At 71.0% G+C, this 16,166-nt stretch carries 13 protein-coding genes; 2 read left to right on the forward strand and 11 right to left on the reverse strand.

Features of this window, described 5'->3' with window-relative positions; all coding sequences use genetic code 11:
* Window positions 1-135: 135 nt before the first annotated feature.
* The 7 genes from AB0D34_RS38735 to rpe form a co-directional block, all read right to left on the reverse strand.
* Complete coding sequence (locus AB0D34_RS38735; protein WP_362670725.1) at window positions 136-522, reverse strand: hypothetical protein; 387 nt, start codon at window positions 520-522, stop codon at window positions 136-138.
* A gap of 31 nt (window positions 523-553) precedes the next feature.
* Window positions 554-1,057 carry a GNAT family N-acetyltransferase gene (locus tag AB0D34_RS38740; protein WP_362670727.1) on the reverse strand — a complete coding sequence of 168 codons (504 nt, stop codon included), beginning with the start codon at window positions 1,055-1,057 and terminating at the stop codon, window positions 554-556.
* Between the two features lie 67 nt (window positions 1,058-1,124).
* Window positions 1,125-2,567: a GuaB1 family IMP dehydrogenase-related protein gene (locus AB0D34_RS38745; RefSeq protein ID WP_362670763.1), complete on the reverse strand. Its 1,443-nt coding sequence runs from the start codon at window positions 2,565-2,567 to the stop codon at window positions 1,125-1,127.
* A 132-nt stretch (window positions 2,568-2,699) separates the two neighbouring features.
* Window positions 2,700-3,002: a barstar family protein gene (locus tag AB0D34_RS38750; RefSeq protein WP_362670729.1), complete on the reverse strand. Its 303-nt coding sequence runs from the start codon at window positions 3,000-3,002 to the stop codon at window positions 2,700-2,702.
* Between the two features lie 100 nt (window positions 3,003-3,102).
* Window positions 3,103-5,283 carry a tetratricopeptide repeat protein gene (locus AB0D34_RS38755; RefSeq protein ID WP_362670731.1) on the reverse strand — a complete coding sequence of 727 codons (2,181 nt, stop codon included), beginning with the start codon at window positions 5,281-5,283 and terminating at the stop codon, window positions 3,103-3,105.
* A gap of 624 nt (window positions 5,284-5,907) precedes the next feature.
* Entirely contained in the window at window positions 5,908-6,951 is a 1,044-nt protein-coding gene (locus AB0D34_RS38760) for a sugar-binding domain-containing protein (RefSeq protein ID WP_362670734.1), read from the reverse strand.
* A 78-nt stretch (window positions 6,952-7,029) separates the two neighbouring features.
* Window positions 7,030-7,716 carry a ribulose-phosphate 3-epimerase gene (gene rpe / locus AB0D34_RS38765; RefSeq protein ID WP_362670736.1) on the reverse strand — a complete coding sequence of 229 codons (687 nt, stop codon included), beginning with the start codon at window positions 7,714-7,716 and terminating at the stop codon, window positions 7,030-7,032.
* Window positions 7,717-7,850: 134 nt separating this feature from the next.
* On the opposite strand from rpe, the gene AB0D34_RS38770 reads away from it, so the two are divergent.
* On the forward strand, window positions 7,851-10,013 hold the full coding sequence (locus tag AB0D34_RS38770; protein ID WP_362670738.1) for an MMPL family transporter: 2,163 nt from the start codon (window positions 7,851-7,853) through the stop codon (window positions 10,011-10,013).
* A 1-nt stretch (window position 10,014) separates the two neighbouring features.
* Here the strand turns inward: AB0D34_RS38770 and AB0D34_RS38775 are convergent, their stop codons facing one another.
* Together AB0D34_RS38775 and fmt are read right to left on the reverse strand one after the other, a co-directional pair.
* The gene (locus tag AB0D34_RS38775) at window positions 10,015-11,433 is read right to left on the reverse strand and encodes a transcription antitermination factor NusB (RefSeq protein WP_362670741.1); all 1,419 of its coding nucleotides are present in this window, start codon (window positions 11,431-11,433) and stop codon (window positions 10,015-10,017) included.
* A 321-nt stretch (window positions 11,434-11,754) separates the two neighbouring features.
* Window positions 11,755-12,687, reverse strand: a complete 933-nt coding sequence (gene fmt / locus AB0D34_RS38780) for a methionyl-tRNA formyltransferase (RefSeq protein ID WP_362670744.1) — start codon at window positions 12,685-12,687, stop codon at window positions 11,755-11,757.
* A 211-nt stretch (window positions 12,688-12,898) separates the two neighbouring features.
* On the opposite strand from fmt, the gene AB0D34_RS38785 reads away from it, so the two are divergent.
* A complete protein-coding gene (locus AB0D34_RS38785; protein WP_362670747.1) occupies window positions 12,899-13,450 on the forward strand; it encodes a hypothetical protein in 552 nt (183 codons plus the stop codon).
* 189 nt (window positions 13,451-13,639) lie between these two features.
* On the opposite strand, the gene AB0D34_RS38790 is transcribed toward AB0D34_RS38785, so the two are convergent.
* Window positions 13,640-15,793 (reverse strand): primosomal protein N', encoded by a 2,154-nt coding sequence (locus tag AB0D34_RS38790; protein WP_362670749.1) that lies wholly within the window; start codon window positions 15,791-15,793, stop codon window positions 13,640-13,642.
* Between the two features lie 244 nt (window positions 15,794-16,037).
* A partial coding sequence (locus AB0D34_RS38795) for a methionine adenosyltransferase domain-containing protein (protein WP_362670765.1) occupies window positions 16,038-16,166 on the reverse strand: 129 nt, incomplete at its 5' end.

Consider the following 16,166-nt stretch of genomic DNA (forward strand, 5'->3'; position numbering starts at 1 on the left):
CAGCGCAGCACCCTACGAGCCAGGACGTCACAGTCGTAATGCAGCAACCTTGCACGCACTCGCAAGATCGTTGCGTTCGTCGCCGATGGGCGGGTGTTCGTTGCGCGCCCCCCTCTCGCTGCCCCTCAGCCCTCGTCAGCGGTCCTCCGGCTCCCCCGCCACGGCCCGCGCCTCGGCCACGTCCGTCTCGTCGAACCCCATCTGGCCGGGCTTGCCGTACGCCTCCGCCTGGGCGTCGATCCAGCGCGAGTGCGCCTCCCACGCGGCCTGTTTGCTGGTGCCCAGCGCGGCCCCGATCTGCGACCAGGAGGCCCCGGCCGCACGGGCCGCGCGCACGGTCAGCTGACGGCCGTAGGACGCCTTCCGCGCCACGACCTCGCTCAGCGCGAGGAGTTCGAGCAGTTCGGCACGGTCGGAGGTGTCCGTGGCCCCGCCCATCGCCTCCCGCATCCGCAGGTCGTCGAGGCGGGAGACGGCGGTCAGCAGGGTGTACTGCGGCTCGATGCTCTCGGGTGTCGTCATGCTCCCAGAGTTGCGTCAAGCAGGCTTGACGTCAAGGTGTCCTGACGTCCTTGACCAGGAAGGTGCACGGATCCGCCCGTTCGTGGCGTACACCCGCCGTGTCGAGATGGGTCCAGCGGTCGACGTAGGCCACCACGGGCCGGTACCCCAGCCGTGCGTAAAGGGCCGCCGCCCTGGGGTTGTGCTCGCCCACACCGAGCCCCATGGAGCCGATGCCGCGCGCCCGGGCCAGCTCCTCCGCAGCGCGCACGGTCGCGGAGCCCACGCCCCGCGAGCGGAGCGTCTCGGGCCAGATCAACAGTCCGTTGATCTCGGGACACCCGGGGCAGGCGGCCCGCACCTCCGGGGCCTCGCAGCCGGTCCAGCGAACCTCCGCATGGCCCACGGGACGGCCGTCCAGCCAGGGGATCAGGTAGGTGCTCTCCCCCGCCTCCTGCCGTGCGAAGCGGGCGGCATGACCGCCGGCCACGCTGTGCGACGGCATGAGGCGCTCCAGCGTGTCCAGATCCTGGGGTCGGCAGGCGGTGATCTCCATACGCCGACCGTACGACCCGGAAACGCGGACGGCCCCCGAATTTCAACGGAGGCCGCGCACAAGGGACTCAGCTCCAGCTCGCGTGCAGCGGCTTGCCCTCCGCGTAACCCGCCGCGCTCTGGATCCCCACGACCGCGTTCTCAGCGAACTCCTCCAGGGAACCCGCACCGGCATACGTGCACGACGACCGCACACCCGCGATGATCGAGTCGATCAGGTCCTCCACGCCCGGGCGGGCCGGGTCGAGGAACATCCGGGAGGTCGAGATGCCCTCCTCGAAGAGCGCCTTGCGGGCCCGGTCGTACGACGACTCCTCGGACGTACGGTTGCGCACCGCGCGCGCGGACGCCATCCCGAAGGACTCCTTGTAGAGCCGCCCGCTCGCGTCCTGCTGGAGGTCGCCCGGCGACTCGTACGTGCCCGCGAACCAGGACCCGATCATCACGTTGGACGCCCCGGCGGCCAGCGCCATGGCGACGTCGCGCGGGTGCCGGACACCACCGTCTGCCCAGACGTGCTTGCCGTACTTCTTCGCCTCGGCGGCACACTCCAGGACGGCCGAGAACTGCGGCCGCCCGACGCCGGTCATCATGCGCGTGGTGCACATGGCACCGGGTCCGACACCGACCTTGATGATGTCCGCGCCGGCCTCGATCAGATCCCGCACACCCTCGGCGGCCACGATGTTGCCGGCCACGATCGGGACCTGCGGGTCGAGCGCCCGCACCTGCTTGATCGCGCTGATCATCGACTCCTGGTGGCCGTGGGCCGTGTCGATGACGAGCGTGTCCACGCCCGCGTCCAGCAGCTGCTTGGCCTTCTGCGCGAAGTCGCCGTTGATCCCGACGGCGGCGGCGATCCGCAGCCGTCCCTTCGCGTCGACGGCAGGCGTGTACAGCGTGGCGCGCAGAGCGCCCTTGCGGGTGAGGATGCCGGCGAGACGGCCGTCCCGGTCCACGGCGGGGGCGTAGCGCCGGTTGGCCGCGTCGAGGCGGTTGAAGGCCTCACGCGGGTCGATGTCCGCGTCGAGCAGCAGCAGATCCCGCGACATGACCTCGGCGAGCTGTGTGAAACGGTCGACCCCGGACAGGTCCTGGTCGGTGACCACACCGACCGGCCGCTGCTCCTCGTCGACGACCACCCCGGCGTTGTGCGCGCGCTTGGGCAGCAGGGCCAGCGCGTCGGCGACGGTCTGGTGCGGGGCCAGCACGATCGGGGTGTCCAGGACGTGATGGCGGCTCTTCACCCAGGACACGACCTCGGTGACGACCTCGATCGGGATGTCCTGCGGGATGACGACCAGGCCACCACGCCGGGCCATCGTCTCGGCCATACGGCGCCCGGCGATGGCGGTCATGTTGGCGACGACCAGCGGGATGGTGGTGCCCGTGCCGTCCGGGGAGCTGAGGTCCACCCCCTGCCGCGAGCCCACGGCGCTGCGGCTCGGGACCATGAAGACGTCGTCGTACGTCAGGTCGTACGGGGGCTGGATGTCGTTGAGGAAACGCACGTGCTGCACATCCCAGTCGATCAGAGGTGGCCCCCGGACAGGTCAGCCAGGGGGAAAGAGCACGTACTTCATTCTCCCATGCCGTGCGGAACGCCACCCACGGGCGAATCGTCCAGAGCCCTCGCGGGACGCTTAGGACGAACCTCCAAGGGCGAGCGCCACGGTGAGCGCGGAGGCCTGCGCGAACACCTCGCGAGCGGTCGCCCACTCCTCCGGCCGCGCCTTCGCGTACCCCTCCCAGTTCCGTACGACGACCAGGATCTCCCCCGCGACAGCGACCCCGGCCCACAGACCCGGATCGGAGAGAACGTCGGCCAGCGCGTCCCAGTTGCGGCCGAACCAGTCCGGCAGCGGCAGATCGCGGGCACAGCGGTCCATGAGGCCCGCCTTGTCCGTGACCCCGTCGAGGTCCAGCGTGACCACGCGTGCCGTCATCTCAGTACCGCCCGGAAGGTGTCGTAGTGATCATCGTTCTAGTAGATCTCCCCGCCCTGCCCCGTGACAATGCGCAGGGCTCCACGGCAAAGCGAACTCTTCAGCGCGGGACAGCATGACGGATAGCTATGGCAAGCCACTCCTCGGATCCCCCGCCATCTCCCTCTTCAGCCAGGCGAGCCGCGTGGTTCATCATGATGTCGACATGGCACTGCACACCAGGCTCACCGTACGCTGCCAGCAGCGACGCCCCGTTGCGAGTGAGGTTTTCGTTCGCCAATTCCGCTGCCGTACGTCGCCAGATTCGAGAGCCGGCTATGTCGCCGCGCGCGGCGCAGAGGCCGGCGAGGGCGGCGGCTGCTCGGGCATCGCCCCGTTCGGCAATCAGCGTGAACCAGCGTTCAGCCTCTTCGCTCGCCTGCGCCGAACCGTCCTGTTCGATCAGCATGTCGGCGAGGCCGAGGATGACGTTGGAAACTCCTTGATCGAGCGATTCGCCCGGCCAGGGATCGAAGTAAACGGGTAGCTCTTCCAAGAGATTCAGGGCGCGCTCAGCACCCTGCCGGTACCACTCCAGAGCCTGCTGAGATTCGTCGCGTTCCCTCAGCAAGACCGCCAGGTTCTCCATGGCACCCGGGTGGCCGAGGACGGCTGCTCGACGGTTCCATTCTTCGGCCTGGTCGATGTCCCCACGTTTCGCGAACTGGTATCCCAGGTTGGCCATCGCGTCGGTCTCTCCGAGATCAGCCGCTTGCCGGTACCACGACTCCCCTTCCTCCTGGTGCCCCCCGGCGAAGAGCCGCAGTCCAAGATTCACCATGGCTGGCGTGTAACCCTGGTCGGCAGCTCGACGCAGCCACGATTCCGACTCGGCGAATGCACGCATTTCTTCCAAGCACAAGGCAAGGGATGACATGGCAGGCAGGTGTCCTCGATCAGCGGCCTGCCGCAGCCACTCGGCGCCTTGCCGCAGGTCTCCGTGCCTGGCATGGAAGCTTCCAAGAAGGGCCATCGCCCACAGATCGTCATTGGCGACCCCTTCACGCCAAGCCCGTAGCGCGATCTCACGCTTCCCCATGTCCTCCGCGGCACGTCCGATCGAGGCCAGGGTGGACCGGTTCGCATGCTCCAGCAGAGCGCCCCATATGTCATCTCGGTTGAGCGACACGTCGACAAGATGTGCTGCGCCCGCGTAAGAGTGCTGGACGAGGACATCGGATACCCGAAACCCGTCCAAGACGCCCGGCTGTGTCACCGATTTACGGAGCGCCCTGATCCTGCCTTCGATGGGACTCTCGGCCCACTCGAGGGCAGCTGACAGCCATTCGACGGCCGGTGGAGCGCCACCCTGTTCGGCGAGGTGCCGCAGAGCGAGTGCTTCCAGCACACTTCGGGGAAGTGGCTCCGGATGGCCGCAGCGCCGGGCAACGACAGCTGCCGTGATGACCGCCTGCCCGTTGGGATTTCCCGCCGTGTCCAACGTCCAGCGGTCGATCAGCTCCGGTGCGCCGGCCAGAGTCGCAGTGACTCGCTCGCCCTCGGCGCCGTGCAAGGCGATCGCAATGCGCGGGTCAATCGCGGCGAGTTCACGGGCCCGCGCGAGCTCATCGGTCGTCAGCCGACTGTCGAGGTGAAAACGGATTGCGCGTTCGGCCACCCCACCACGCGGTGACCAGCGAGCCAGCATTTTGACCACCTGGCGGGCCTGGTCGTGCTCTTGTACGTAGGGCGCCGCACCAGAACCCTCGGCGGCACCGGCCTCATGAGTGGCACGCAGCAGTCGGTCCAGTTCCTCACCACGGATGGTCGCGGCGAGCAGCACCGGCCCGTGCCGACCGAGGATCAGCTGCCGTACGGAGGCAGCCGTCAGCACCTCGTCGGCGAAGAAGTTCTGCAGTTCGTCAAGCCAGAGAACCGTGCGGGACAGGTCGACGCCGTTGCGAACCAGAGCGTTTAGCTGGGCGCCTGTCTCCACATCCGGCATCGGCCAGTCGGGCACCGTGGTACGCAGTGCCTCGAAGAGGCAGCGAGTCTTACCCGCAGCGGCTTCGCCCACCAGCACGATGAGGCCGCCGCTCTTGGCGTGCCCCCTGATCCACGCGCGGACGTCGGGATCAATCTCGCGCGTGATGTACTCCGGGAGGCTTCCGGACAGGATCGGATCGGCGTCTTCGGGCAGCGGGATCGAGGCGTGAATACTGAGAGCCACCCGTTGTCGGGAGTCAGCGATCTTCTGCGCCTGGCCGAGGAGCGCATCGCGCGCCGTGGAACGCCTGGTCATCCGCTCCACGGGCTCTGCCCATCGAACACCCAGCGCCTCGACCGCGCGCCTGCCCGGTATGCCCAAGACCGCGACCAACGCTCCCACAACGACTGTCACCCACGCCGGCCCGGGAATGAGACCGGCCGCGAACAGTGCCGTGACTGCAACAAGAGCGGATCCTGTAAAAACAGCGACCGCTACCCCCCAGCGGGTGGCGCGCCTTTCCCCCATGCAAGGAGAGTCGCGCACATTTTTTTCCGGCGGAAGCCCCGTCACCGATCCGTCTGGTGTACCTGTGTGCCGGCACGACGAGTGCGGCAGTGTACGGCACGGCGGCTCCTGTGCCAGCGGGTTGAGACCACGAACACGTCCCCCAACGGCCCAGTGAGACTCGCCCAGGGCGTGCGGCACGACGAGTGCGACCGGGGCTGCGTCAGCCGGCCACCCAACGATGAGTTGGAGCGTCTCCGGACCTCGGCCGGAAGCTTCGCCTCCGGGACCGTGGCCAAGCCGTCGGTCCGCGCCGAATCATCCGTGTCCCCGACGAACAGCCCGCCAGGAAGAACAGACACACAGACCTTGGAGACCAGCCGCGGCAGCATGCGCTCGCCGCCGCCGCGGCCGCCTCCTCATGACGTTCCGTCAGAGCCCGTCCGGGTCCGCCCGGTTCAGCGCCGGCTTCGGGGTCGGCCCGGCCGTCATCAGTACGTCCGCCGCCGACGTGTCCGTCACCAGGCTGGTGACGAGCCCCGACCGCAGCACCGCGTCGATCGCGGCCGCCTTCCGCTGTCCGCCCGCGATCGCGACGACCTCGGGGATACGGCGGAGCTGGTCGGCCTTGACGGTGATGCACCGCTCGCCCAGGTCCCGCCCGACCCGGCGCCCCTCGGCGTCGAAGAGGTGCGCGGACATCTCGGCGGCGACACCGAGCGAGGCGTAGTGGCCGCGCTCCTCGTCGCTGAGCATGTCGTGCACCGTCGAGATGCCCGGCTCCCAGGAGCCGATGGAGACGCAGGCGACCGTGACCTTGTCGAAGTACTCGAAGGCCCGGGCGATCCCGGTCTGGTTGCGCAGCGCGGCCGCGGTGGCCGCGTCCGGCAGCAGCATCGGCGCGTAGATGGGGTGGGCGTCCCCGCCGGACACCTGGGCGGCCCGCCGCACCGCCTCCACCGAACCGCGCTCGGCGGTCCCGGCGTCGTACACACCCGTCAACTGCACCACCGTGCACGGCGGGAGCCGGTCGAGGGCGGCCGCCATGTGGATGGTGGAACGGCCCCAGGCCAGGCCCAGGACGGCTCCTTCGTCGACCAGTTCGCCGAGCAGGTCGGCGGCCACTTCTCCCAGGTTCTCGGGGTCGGGCGAGTCCTGGGCCTCGGCCGGGGACTCGACCACGACGGCGTGCCTGAGGCCGTAGCGGGCGCGGAGCGCGTCGGAGCGCTCGGCGTCCAGCTCGGCCGGCACACGGATCTCGATGCGTACGAGGTCCCGTTCGAGGGCGGTCTCCAGGACCCGGGCCACCTTGAAGCGGCTGACGCCGAACTCCTCCGCGATCTGGATCTTGGACTTGCCCTCGAGGTAGAAGCGGCGGGCCATGGCCGCCGCCTGCACCAGCTCAGCGGGTCCCATCCGCATGGCTGACCGGCCAGCCGACATACCCGACACGGCGATCTCCTCACTGCTGTTCACACTCTGGATTCGCCGTTCATCCTTGCAGATCCGGCGCACTTGATCAGCCCTGATCGGAGCCGTTCACGTTCCTGACGCTCAGTGGTCGCACGCCCACGATGCCTTGGCCGTCGCCCCCTCCGCCTGGTTGCGCAATGCACGTACCGCTTCGGCCGGGTCGGACGCCCTGTACACCGCGGACCCGGCGACGAAGACATCGGCGCCCGCGTCCGCGCACCGCTCGATGGTGGCGGCCGAGACCCCGCCGTCGACCTGGAGCCACAGCTCAAGGCCGTGCTTGCTGATCAACTCGCGGGTCCGGCGAATCTTGGGGAGCATGATGTCGAGGAACGCCTGTCCCCCGAAACCGGGCTCGACCGTCATGATCAGCAGCATGTCGAGCTCGGGGAGCAGGTCCTCGTACGGCTCGATGGGCGTCGCGGGCTTCAGCGCCATGGAGGCACGGGCGCCCTTGGCACGGATCTCCCGGGCGAGCCGGACCGGAGCGGCGGCCGCCTCCACATGGAAGGTGACGGAAGAGGCCCCCGCCTCTACGTACTGGGGCGCCCAGCGATCGGGGGCCTCGATCATCAGGTGGCAGTCCAGCGGAGTGTCCGTCGCACGGGCCAGCGACTCTACGACCGGCACACCGAGCGTGAGGTTCGGGACGAAATGGTTGTCCATGACGTCGACGTGGAGCCAGTCGGCTCCCTCCACCGCCTTCGCCTCGTCCGCGAGGCGGGCGAAGTCGGCGGACAGGATGCTGGGGTTGATCTGCGCGGCCATACCCCAAGCCTCCCATGCCGGGAGGCAAAGGGACGCGCCGGTCCAGACCTAAGCCGTTCATCGGATGTTGTGAACGGGCCGCGCGTGTCATGCTGGGCGGCCGATCGGCTCGACAGATGGCACCGGGGGTGGCCATGAGCGGGAATCGGGGCATCGCGCATCTCGTCTGCGGACGGCGTGCGAAGTGGCTGGTGCTGGTGCTGTGGCTGGTGGTGCTGTTCCTGACGGCGCCCCTCGCCTCCAAGCTCACCGACGCCCAGGACAACGACGCGGCCTCCTGGCTGCCCGGCTCCGCCGAGTCGACCCAAGTCCTCAAGATCTCCGAGGACTTCAGGCCGGAACAGATCCCCGCCGTGGTCGTCTACGCGCGCGAGAGCGGCCTCACGGCCCAGGAACGGGCCACGATCGCCAAGGACGTCACCGAGATCAAACAGCTGACGGCGCACGGTATCCGCGGCCCGGAGACCCGGGGCCCGGTGTACGACCGGCAGAACGACCCGCGCGCGGCCCAGATCCTCGTCCCGATCACCATGGACGAGAAGGGCTGGGAGGAGATATCGCCCGCGGTCGACTCCATCCGTGACGTCGTCGGCAAGGGCGGCGACGGCCTCGCCGTGCACATCACAGGGCCCGGGGGCACCTCCGCGGACTTCTCCGATGCCTTCGAGGGCATCGACTCGACTCTGCTGCTGTCCGCGATGGCCGTCGTCATCGTCATGCTGCTCATCACCTTCCGCAGCCCGACCCTGCTCCTGGTCCCCCTGCTCTCGGTGATCGCCGCGCTGTTCACCGCGCAGGCCTTCATCTATCTGCTCGCGGAACACGCCGGGCTGACGGTCAACGGCCAGAGCGCGGGCATCCTCACGGTCCTCGTCTTCGGCGCGGGGACCGACTACGCCCTGCTGCTCGTCGCCCGCTACCGCGAGGAACTGCACCACCACGAGGACCGCCACGAGGCGATGGCCCTCGCCCTGCACCGCGCGGGCCCCGCCGTGATCGCCTCCGGCGCGACCGTGGTCCTCAGCATGCTGGTCCTGCTGGCCGCCGAGATGAACTCGACCCGCGGCCTCGGCCCCGTCGCCGCGATCGGCGTGGCGGTCGCCCTGCTGGCGATGATGACGCTGTTCCCGGCCCTGCTGGTGATCTTCGGCCGCTGGATCTTCTGGCCGGCGATCCCGCGCTTCGGTGCGCCCGACCACATCGAGAGCGGCGTGTGGGCCCGCACCGGCCGCCGTATGGCCCGCCGCCCCCGCATGATCTGGAGCGTCACGGCACTGGCCCTCGCGATCTGCTCGCTCGGCCTCATCCAGCTGCGCGCCGAGGGCATCAGCAACGCCGACGCGTTCACCGGGAAACCGGACTCCATCGTCGGCCAGGAGGTGTCCGCCAAGTACTTCCCGGCGGGCAGCGGCGATCCCCTGGTCATCGTCAGCGACCAGGCCCAGGCGCGACAGGTCGGCGAGGCGGTCGCGGGCACACGCGGAGTCGTGCCCGAGTCCCTCGGCCTGCCACCGGGCACGAAACCGTCGTACGAGGGCAAAGTCCTCTTCGAGGCGACGATGACCGCCCCGGCCGACAGCGAGGCCGCGAAACAGACGGTGGAGCGGGTCCGGGACGCCGTCCACGCGGTACCGGACGCCGACGCCCAGGTCGGCGGCGGGACGGCCGCCCTGCTGGACATGGACAAGGCGACCACGCACGACAACATCCTGATCATCCCGCTGGTGCTGGTCGTGGTGATGCTGATCCTGTGCGCCCTGCTGCGCGCCCTGATCGCCCCGCTGCTGCTGATCGGAACGGTGATCCTGTCCTTCGCCGGGGCCCTGGGCCTCAGCGCGCTGGCCTTCCGCCACCTGTTCGACTATGCGGGCGAGTCGACGGACTTCCCGCTCTTCGTCTTCGTCTTCCTGGTGGCCCTCGGCATCGACTACAACATCTTCCTGACCACCCGCATCCGCGAGGAGGCGGCCCGCCAGGGCACCCGCCCGGGCGTGGTCACCGGCCTCGCGGCCACGGGCGCGGTGATCACCTCGGCGGGCCTGGTCCTGGCCGGCACCTTCGCCGCCCTCGGCACCCTCCCGATGGTCGCCTTCGCGGAGATCGGCTTCGCAGTGGCGCTGGGGGTGCTCCTGGACACGTTCATCGTGCGGTCGGTCCTGGTGACGTCCCTGTTCCTGGACGTAGGGCCGAAGGTCTGGTGGCCCCACAGTCTTGCCAGGGAGGGGGACGACTCGACCCACCCAGGGGCGCGGGGAACTGCGCCACAAGCCACGACGGCGCAGCAGACAATCGACTAGATCAGCCCGTCCTACGGATGATCGCCAGATACATCGCATCGGTACCGTGCACATGCGGCCACAACTGAACGTCCGGCCCCTTCCCCAGCTCCGGCACACCCGGCAACAAGGCCCGCGCATCCACAAGCTCCGCGGCCGGCCACTGCTTCAGCACGTCCTGTACCACCGCACGCGACTCCGCCAGATGAGGAGAACAGGTCGCATACCCCACGACCCCGCCCACCCTGACGGAGTCCAGCGCGGTGCTCAACAACTCCCGTTGCAACGGCCCGAACCCGTCCAGATCCTCCGGCCGCCGCCGCCACCGAGCCTCCGGCCGCCGCCGCAGCGCCCCCAGCCCGGTGCACGGCACATCCATCAACACCCGGTCGAAACTGCCGGGTTGCCAGGGCGGCCGGGTCCCGTCCGCGGCGATCACCTGATACGGCCCGGGATTCCCGTCGAGCGCCTTGGCGACCAGCCCGGCCCGGTGCGGCTGCTTCTCGGAGGCGAGCAACACGGCCCCCCGCTCGGCGGCGAGCGCGGCCAGCATCGCGGCCTTGCCGCCGGGCCCCGCACACCCGTCGAGCCACTTCTCGTCCCGCCCCTCCAGAGGAGCGTTCGCCAGGGCCAGCGCGACGAGCTGACTGCCCTCGTCCTGCACCCCGGCCCGGCCCTCGCGTACGGCGTCGACGGCCCCCGGCTCGCCGCCCTCCGCCAGCCGCACGGCATACGGCGACCAGCGCCCCGGTACGGCGGCCTCCTCGCGCAGCAGCTCCTCGGTGGTGGCCCGCCCCGGCCGGGCAACGAGGGTCACCTCGGGCCGCTCGTTGTCGGCCGCCAGCAGCCGCTCGATCCCGGCCCGCCCGCCGCCCAGGGAGTCCCACAGCGCGGAGACGACCCAACGGGGGTGGGAGTGCACGACCGCGAGATGGTCCTCGGGATCGTCGTCGTAGGGCGGAGCGACCTTCTCGACCCACCCGTCCAGATCGTCCTGAGCGACCTTCCGCAGCACGGCGTTGACGAACTTGGCCCGTCCGTCGCCGAGTACGACCCGCGCGAGCTCGACGGAGGCAGACACGGCGGCGTGGGTCGGGATGCGCGTCCCGAGCAGCTGGTGCACACCGAGGCTCAGCACGTCGAGCACCGGTGGGTCGACCTCCCTCAGCGGCCGGTCGACACAGGCTGAGATGACGGCGTCGTACGTCCCCTGCCGCCGCAGTGTCCCGTACACGAGCTCGGTGGCGAGCGCCGCGTCCCGCCCGTCGAAGCCGCCCTTCTCCCGCGCCTTCCTGAGCAGCGGCGGCAGAACGAGGTTGGCGTACGCGTCCCGCTCGTCCACGGCCCGCAGCGCCTCGAAGGCGAGGATGCGGACGGGGTCCTTCTGGGGCCGACGGTAGGGCTTGCCGGGTTTACGGGGCCGACTGGGCTGGTCGCTCACGAAAAAGGTGCTCCGGATGTAAGGACTGGATATTCCCCAAGCGTACGTCCGCCGGGGGCACCGACGCCCTTCGAGGGGCCGAGATCTGCCACTCACGGACACGGGGGCCGGTGACTGGGGATGCAGCCGGGGGTGGGCACGTGGGTCGGCTGATCCGACCGCGGGGAGGGCACGGGGGTCGGCTGATCCCGACGCGGGGGCTCACATGGCCCGTTGGTCCCGATGCGAGGGGCGCGTGGCCGGCTGATCGCGAGGCGAGGGGGTCGGGTGGCGCCGGTATCTCCGGCCCGCGGCACCCGCAGGGAAACCGCGCCGCCCGCGTCACCCGCCGACGCTCTCCCCCTCCGAGATCCTGACCCCCCGCGCCCAGTCGGCGGCCTTCATCGGCTTCTTCCCCTGCGCCTGCACCCACAGCAGCTCGACGCCGTACGACCCCGTCCCGACGTGGACGCTGTTCTTGCCGACGGACAGCGCGCCGGGAGCGAGGTCGGTGCGGTCGGGAGCCGGCTGGACCTGGATGAGCTTGAGCCGCTCACCGCGGAAGGTCGTCCAGGCGCCGGGCGACGGGTGGCACCCCCGCACGACCCGGTCCACCCGCAGGGCAGGGGCGGCCCAGTCCACGCGTGCGTCCTCCACGGTGATCTTCGGGGCGACGGTGATCCCCTCGGACGGCTGCGGTACGGCCTTCAGCGTGCCGTCCGCGATCCCGTCCATGGTCGCGGCGAGCAGCCCCGAGCCGGCGAAGGCGAGCCGGGTCAGCAGGTCGCCGCTGGTGTCGGTGTGCCGGATCTCCTCGGTGACCGTGCCGTAGACGGGCCCCGAATCGAGCCCCTCCTCGATCAGGAAGGTCGACGCCCCGGTGATCTCGTCGCCCGCCATGATGGAGTGCTGCACAGGAGCGGCCCCGCGCCACGCGGGCAGCAGCGAGAAGTGCAGGTTGACCCAGCCGTGGGCGGGGATGTCGAGGGCGACACGGGGCAGGAGGGCGCCGTAGGCGACGACGGGGCAGCAGTCCGGGGCGATCTCCCGAAGCCGCTCCAGAAACTCCGGATCCCGCGGCTTGACGGGCTTCAGCACCTCGATCCCCGCCTCCTCGGCCCGCTCCGCGACCGGGCTCGCGACCAGCCTCCGCCCCCGCCCGGCCGGTGCGTCCGGCCGCGTGACGACGGCGGCGACCTCATGCCGCCCGGAGGCGATCAGAGCGTCCAGAGCGGGAACGGCGACCTCGGGGGTACCGGCGAAGACGAGCTTCATGGGTGGGCAGGACCTCTCGGGCGAGGGTGACGACGGGCAACGCACAAGTCTATGGCGCGGCGCACACCCCCCACCCCCGGCGCACGCATATGCCGGTACGCCCCCACTGCGTGACCAGCGGAGCGCACACGCGTTGGTCAAGAAAGAGTTGACCACAACGGGCCGCGATCGCGGCCCGATCCTTTTCAACGCCGGTTCGAGAGGCTTGTTCATGGCCGACCACGCAACCCACGACGCCCAGGCTCGGGCCAGCCTGCACTTGCTGGTGCGGGACATCGAGCGGGTCCGCCGGCAGGTGGACGCGCTGCGCACCCTGACCGCCCAGTTGGGCAACGTCTACCGCCCGCGCCGCTCCGGCCCCTCCACGGGCTTCGTCGTCTACGGACGCGCCCCCGCCCCGACGGTCCGTCTCGCACAGGAACTGCGGGACAGCGTAGAGACCCTGGTGACGGCCGCGGTCGACTTCGACCGCTCGCTCGGCTTCTCGTGGGACGCGGTGGGCTCCGCCCTCGGGGTCACCAAACAGGCGGTCCACCGCCGTTACGGTGCCCGCCGCGCCACGGCCCAGGCTACGGCCGAGGCCGAGCGCGCCACGGAGTCGACGGGAACCCGCGCGGTCAGCGTCAACACAGGTATCCCCACGGTGCCGGCGATCCCCACCGTCCCCGCGGCCCGCTCCATGCCGACCCAGCCCACCGCGGGCAGCCCCGCCCTCCGCGACGAGGCAAGACCCACAGCCTTCCCCGGCCCCCGCAACGGCTGACCCACCCCACCCCCTCTGCCCTCCCACGGCTCCCGGGAGGGCAGACGCATGCCCACAGCCGCAGCAGTCAGCCGCCGACGGGTGCTCCGCCCCCACAGGGGCCACCCGCACCCGACAACGAAATCCGCACGGGCGGTGCGGGTGGGAACCCCAAAAACCCACCACCCACTCGCACCTGAAAACCCACCGTCACCCAATGTCCGGCGGATCAACCCGCACCCAAACCACCCCGTCCCCCCCACCCCGAGCCATCCGAGAAGCCTGCGCCGTCTTCAGCGAAGCGGCCAACGCCGCCCCCCTCCCCGGCGGCACCCGCACCAGCACCCGCTCCCACCGCTCCCCCACCGGCGGCGCCCCCACCCGCCGAGGCCCCGCGGCCCCCGTCACCGGCAAGGGCACAGGCCCGAGCACCTCCGCCTCCGGAGGCAGTTCCACAGCCGCCAGAAACCCGGCCAGCGCCTCCGCCGCCCCCGACACCGCGGCCATCCGCGACACCGGCGGAAACCCCAACTCCGCCCGCTCTCCCAGCTCCCGCACCGCATGCCCCACGGGATCCCACCGCACCAACGCCTGCACAGGCCGCAGCGTGGGCTCGGCAACCACCACCACGGTCCCCCCGACCCCCTGCGCCCGCACCAACGCCGACGCCCCGATCCACCGCCGCAGTGCATCCTCCCCGGCCCGCAGATCCGGCCGCCCGAGCATCGCCCATCCGTCCAGCAACAGCGCAGCCGCATACCCGCCCTCGGCGACCGGCTCCGCCCCCGGTGTACTCACCACCAGCGCCGGCGCCCCCGGCACCGTGTCCAGCACATGCTCACGCCCCGACGTCCGCACCGGCACCGCCGGAAACGCCCGCCCCAACTCCTCCGCGGTCCGCCGTGCCCCCACCACCTGCGCCCGCAACCGGAACCCCCCGCACTCCGGACAGTGCCAGGCCGCCTCCTCGCGCCCGCACCACCCGCACCGCAGCGCCGCCCCGGGCTCCTGCCCCTCCAGCGGCCCGGCGCAGTGCCGACACCGCGCGGGCGCACGGCAGTTGGCGCAGGCCATCCGCGGCACATACCCCCGTCGCGGCACCTGCACGAGCACCGGCCCGTGCCGCAACCCTTCTCTGACGGCCTGCCAGGCGAGTGTGGGCAGCCGAGCCGCCCGCGCCGCCTCGTCCCGTGCGAGATCCTGGTCCCCCACGGTCCGCACCAGCGGAGCGACGGCCCGCACCTGCTCCCGCGAGGCGACGAGCGGCCGCGCCCATCCGCTCTCCACGAGCTGCGCTGCCTCCACCGTGCAACTCCAACTCCCCAGCAGAAAGCCGCACTTGTCCTGCGCGGCCCGCAACAACAGCACCTCACGCGCATGCGGTTGGGGAGCATGCTGCTCGCTGTGGCTGTCGTCGCCGTCGTCCCACAGCGCGACCAGCCCCAGATCCTGCACCGGCGCGAACATGGCGGCCCGCGTCCCCACGACGGCCCGCACCGAGCCCCGCCGCACGGCCAGCCACTCCCGGTACCGCTTCTCGGGCCCGGCGTCGGCGGTCAGCACCGCATGCCGCCCCTCCCCCAGCACCGAGGTCAGCGCGGTATCGACGCGCGCGACGGCCCGCCCGTCCGGCACGACGACCAGCGCCCCCCGCCCGGAGGCCAGGGTCGCCGCGACGGCCCGTGCCACCTCCTCGCTCCACTCCGGACCCGGCAGGGCGTTCCACACCGCGCGCGGCGCGCCCCCCGAGGCCAGCGACTCCAGAAACGCGCCCCCACGCTCGTACCGCCCCCAGGTCCCCGCCTCGGGCACCCCCGGCGGCGGCAACGGAGCGGGAGAGGGCCGCTGTTCGGCGCGAGCGCTGCGTGGCGGCACGGCGAGCTGCACCACATCGGCGAGGCTCCCCGCATACCGGTCGGCGACGGCCCGGGCGAGCCCCAGGAGCTCCTCGCTCAGCACCGGCTCGGGCGAGACGACCTGAGCCAGCGCCGCCAGCGGCCCGGAGTAGTCCGACTCGGCGAGCCGCTCGACGAGGAACCCGTCGATCAGCCCCCCACCCTCACGCCGCCCTTCCCGGACCCGCCCGCGTCCGGCCCCGAATCGCACCCGCACCCGCACCCCGGGCTGCGCGTCCGCGTCGAGCTCCTCCGGCACGGCGTAGTCGAAGTACCGGTCGAGATGCAGCACCCCCTTGTCGACCAGCACCCGCGCGACGGGCAGTTCCTTGGCCAGCGCGGCCCCGCGCCACGTCCGGGGCTTGGCCCGTGGCACCTCGGCCTTCCGCACACTCTCCCGAATGAACGCAAGCTGCTCGGGCCGCGCTCCCCCGGCGCCACCGTCCACCGACCCGTTCTCGCTGCTCACGCTTGCATTCTTACCAAACCCCACTGACAACCGCCGCCGCCCGAACCCGAGGGGGCCGCTTCCCCGACCTCGGCCCGTCACGGCGTACGGCACGCCCTCAGCCACGCGACTGCCGGCGAGCTCGAAGGGACACGATCACCCCGAGCCACCTCAACCGCCGGACGCATCAGGCCGGTGAACTGCCGAGGCCCGGCTCCCCCAGAGGGGCACCGGGCCTCGTGTCAGACCGTCGCGGCTTACGGGCTTACAGCCCCGCAGCCTTTCGCAGCGCGTCCACGCGGTCCGTCTTCTCCCACGTGAACTCGGGCAGCTCACGGCCGAAGTGACCGTACGCCGCCGTCAGGGAGTAGATCGGGCGCAGCAGGTCGAGGTC

The sequence above is a fragment of the Streptomyces sp. NPDC048420 genome, assembly GCF_040651535.1.
Lineage (GTDB): Bacteria > Actinomycetota > Actinomycetes > Streptomycetales > Streptomycetaceae > Streptomyces.

Excerpts from the sequence above, each read along its gene's own strand:
- AB0D34_RS38735 (WP_362670725.1), bottom strand. The coding sequence starts at position 522 with ATGACGACACCCGAGAGCATCGAGCCGCAGTACACCCTGCTGACCGCC.
- AB0D34_RS38740 (WP_362670727.1), bottom strand. The coding sequence starts at position 1,057 with ATGGAGATCACCGCCTGCCGACCCCAGGATCTGGACACGCTGGAGCGC.
- AB0D34_RS38750 (WP_362670729.1), bottom strand. The coding sequence starts at position 3,002 with ATGACGGCACGCGTGGTCACGCTGGACCTCGACGGGGTCACGGACAAG.
- AB0D34_RS38755 (WP_362670731.1), bottom strand. The coding sequence starts at position 5,283 with ATGACCAGGCGTTCCACGGCGCGCGATGCGCTCCTCGGCCAGGCGCAG.
- rpe (WP_362670736.1), bottom strand. The coding sequence starts at position 7,716 with ATGGCCGCGCAGATCAACCCCAGCATCCTGTCCGCCGACTTCGCCCGC.
- AB0D34_RS38770 (WP_362670738.1), top strand. The coding sequence starts at position 7,851 with ATGAGCGGGAATCGGGGCATCGCGCATCTCGTCTGCGGACGGCGTGCG.
- fmt (WP_362670744.1), bottom strand. The coding sequence starts at position 12,687 with ATGAAGCTCGTCTTCGCCGGTACCCCCGAGGTCGCCGTTCCCGCTCTG.
- AB0D34_RS38785 (WP_362670747.1), top strand. The coding sequence starts at position 12,899 with ATGGCCGACCACGCAACCCACGACGCCCAGGCTCGGGCCAGCCTGCAC.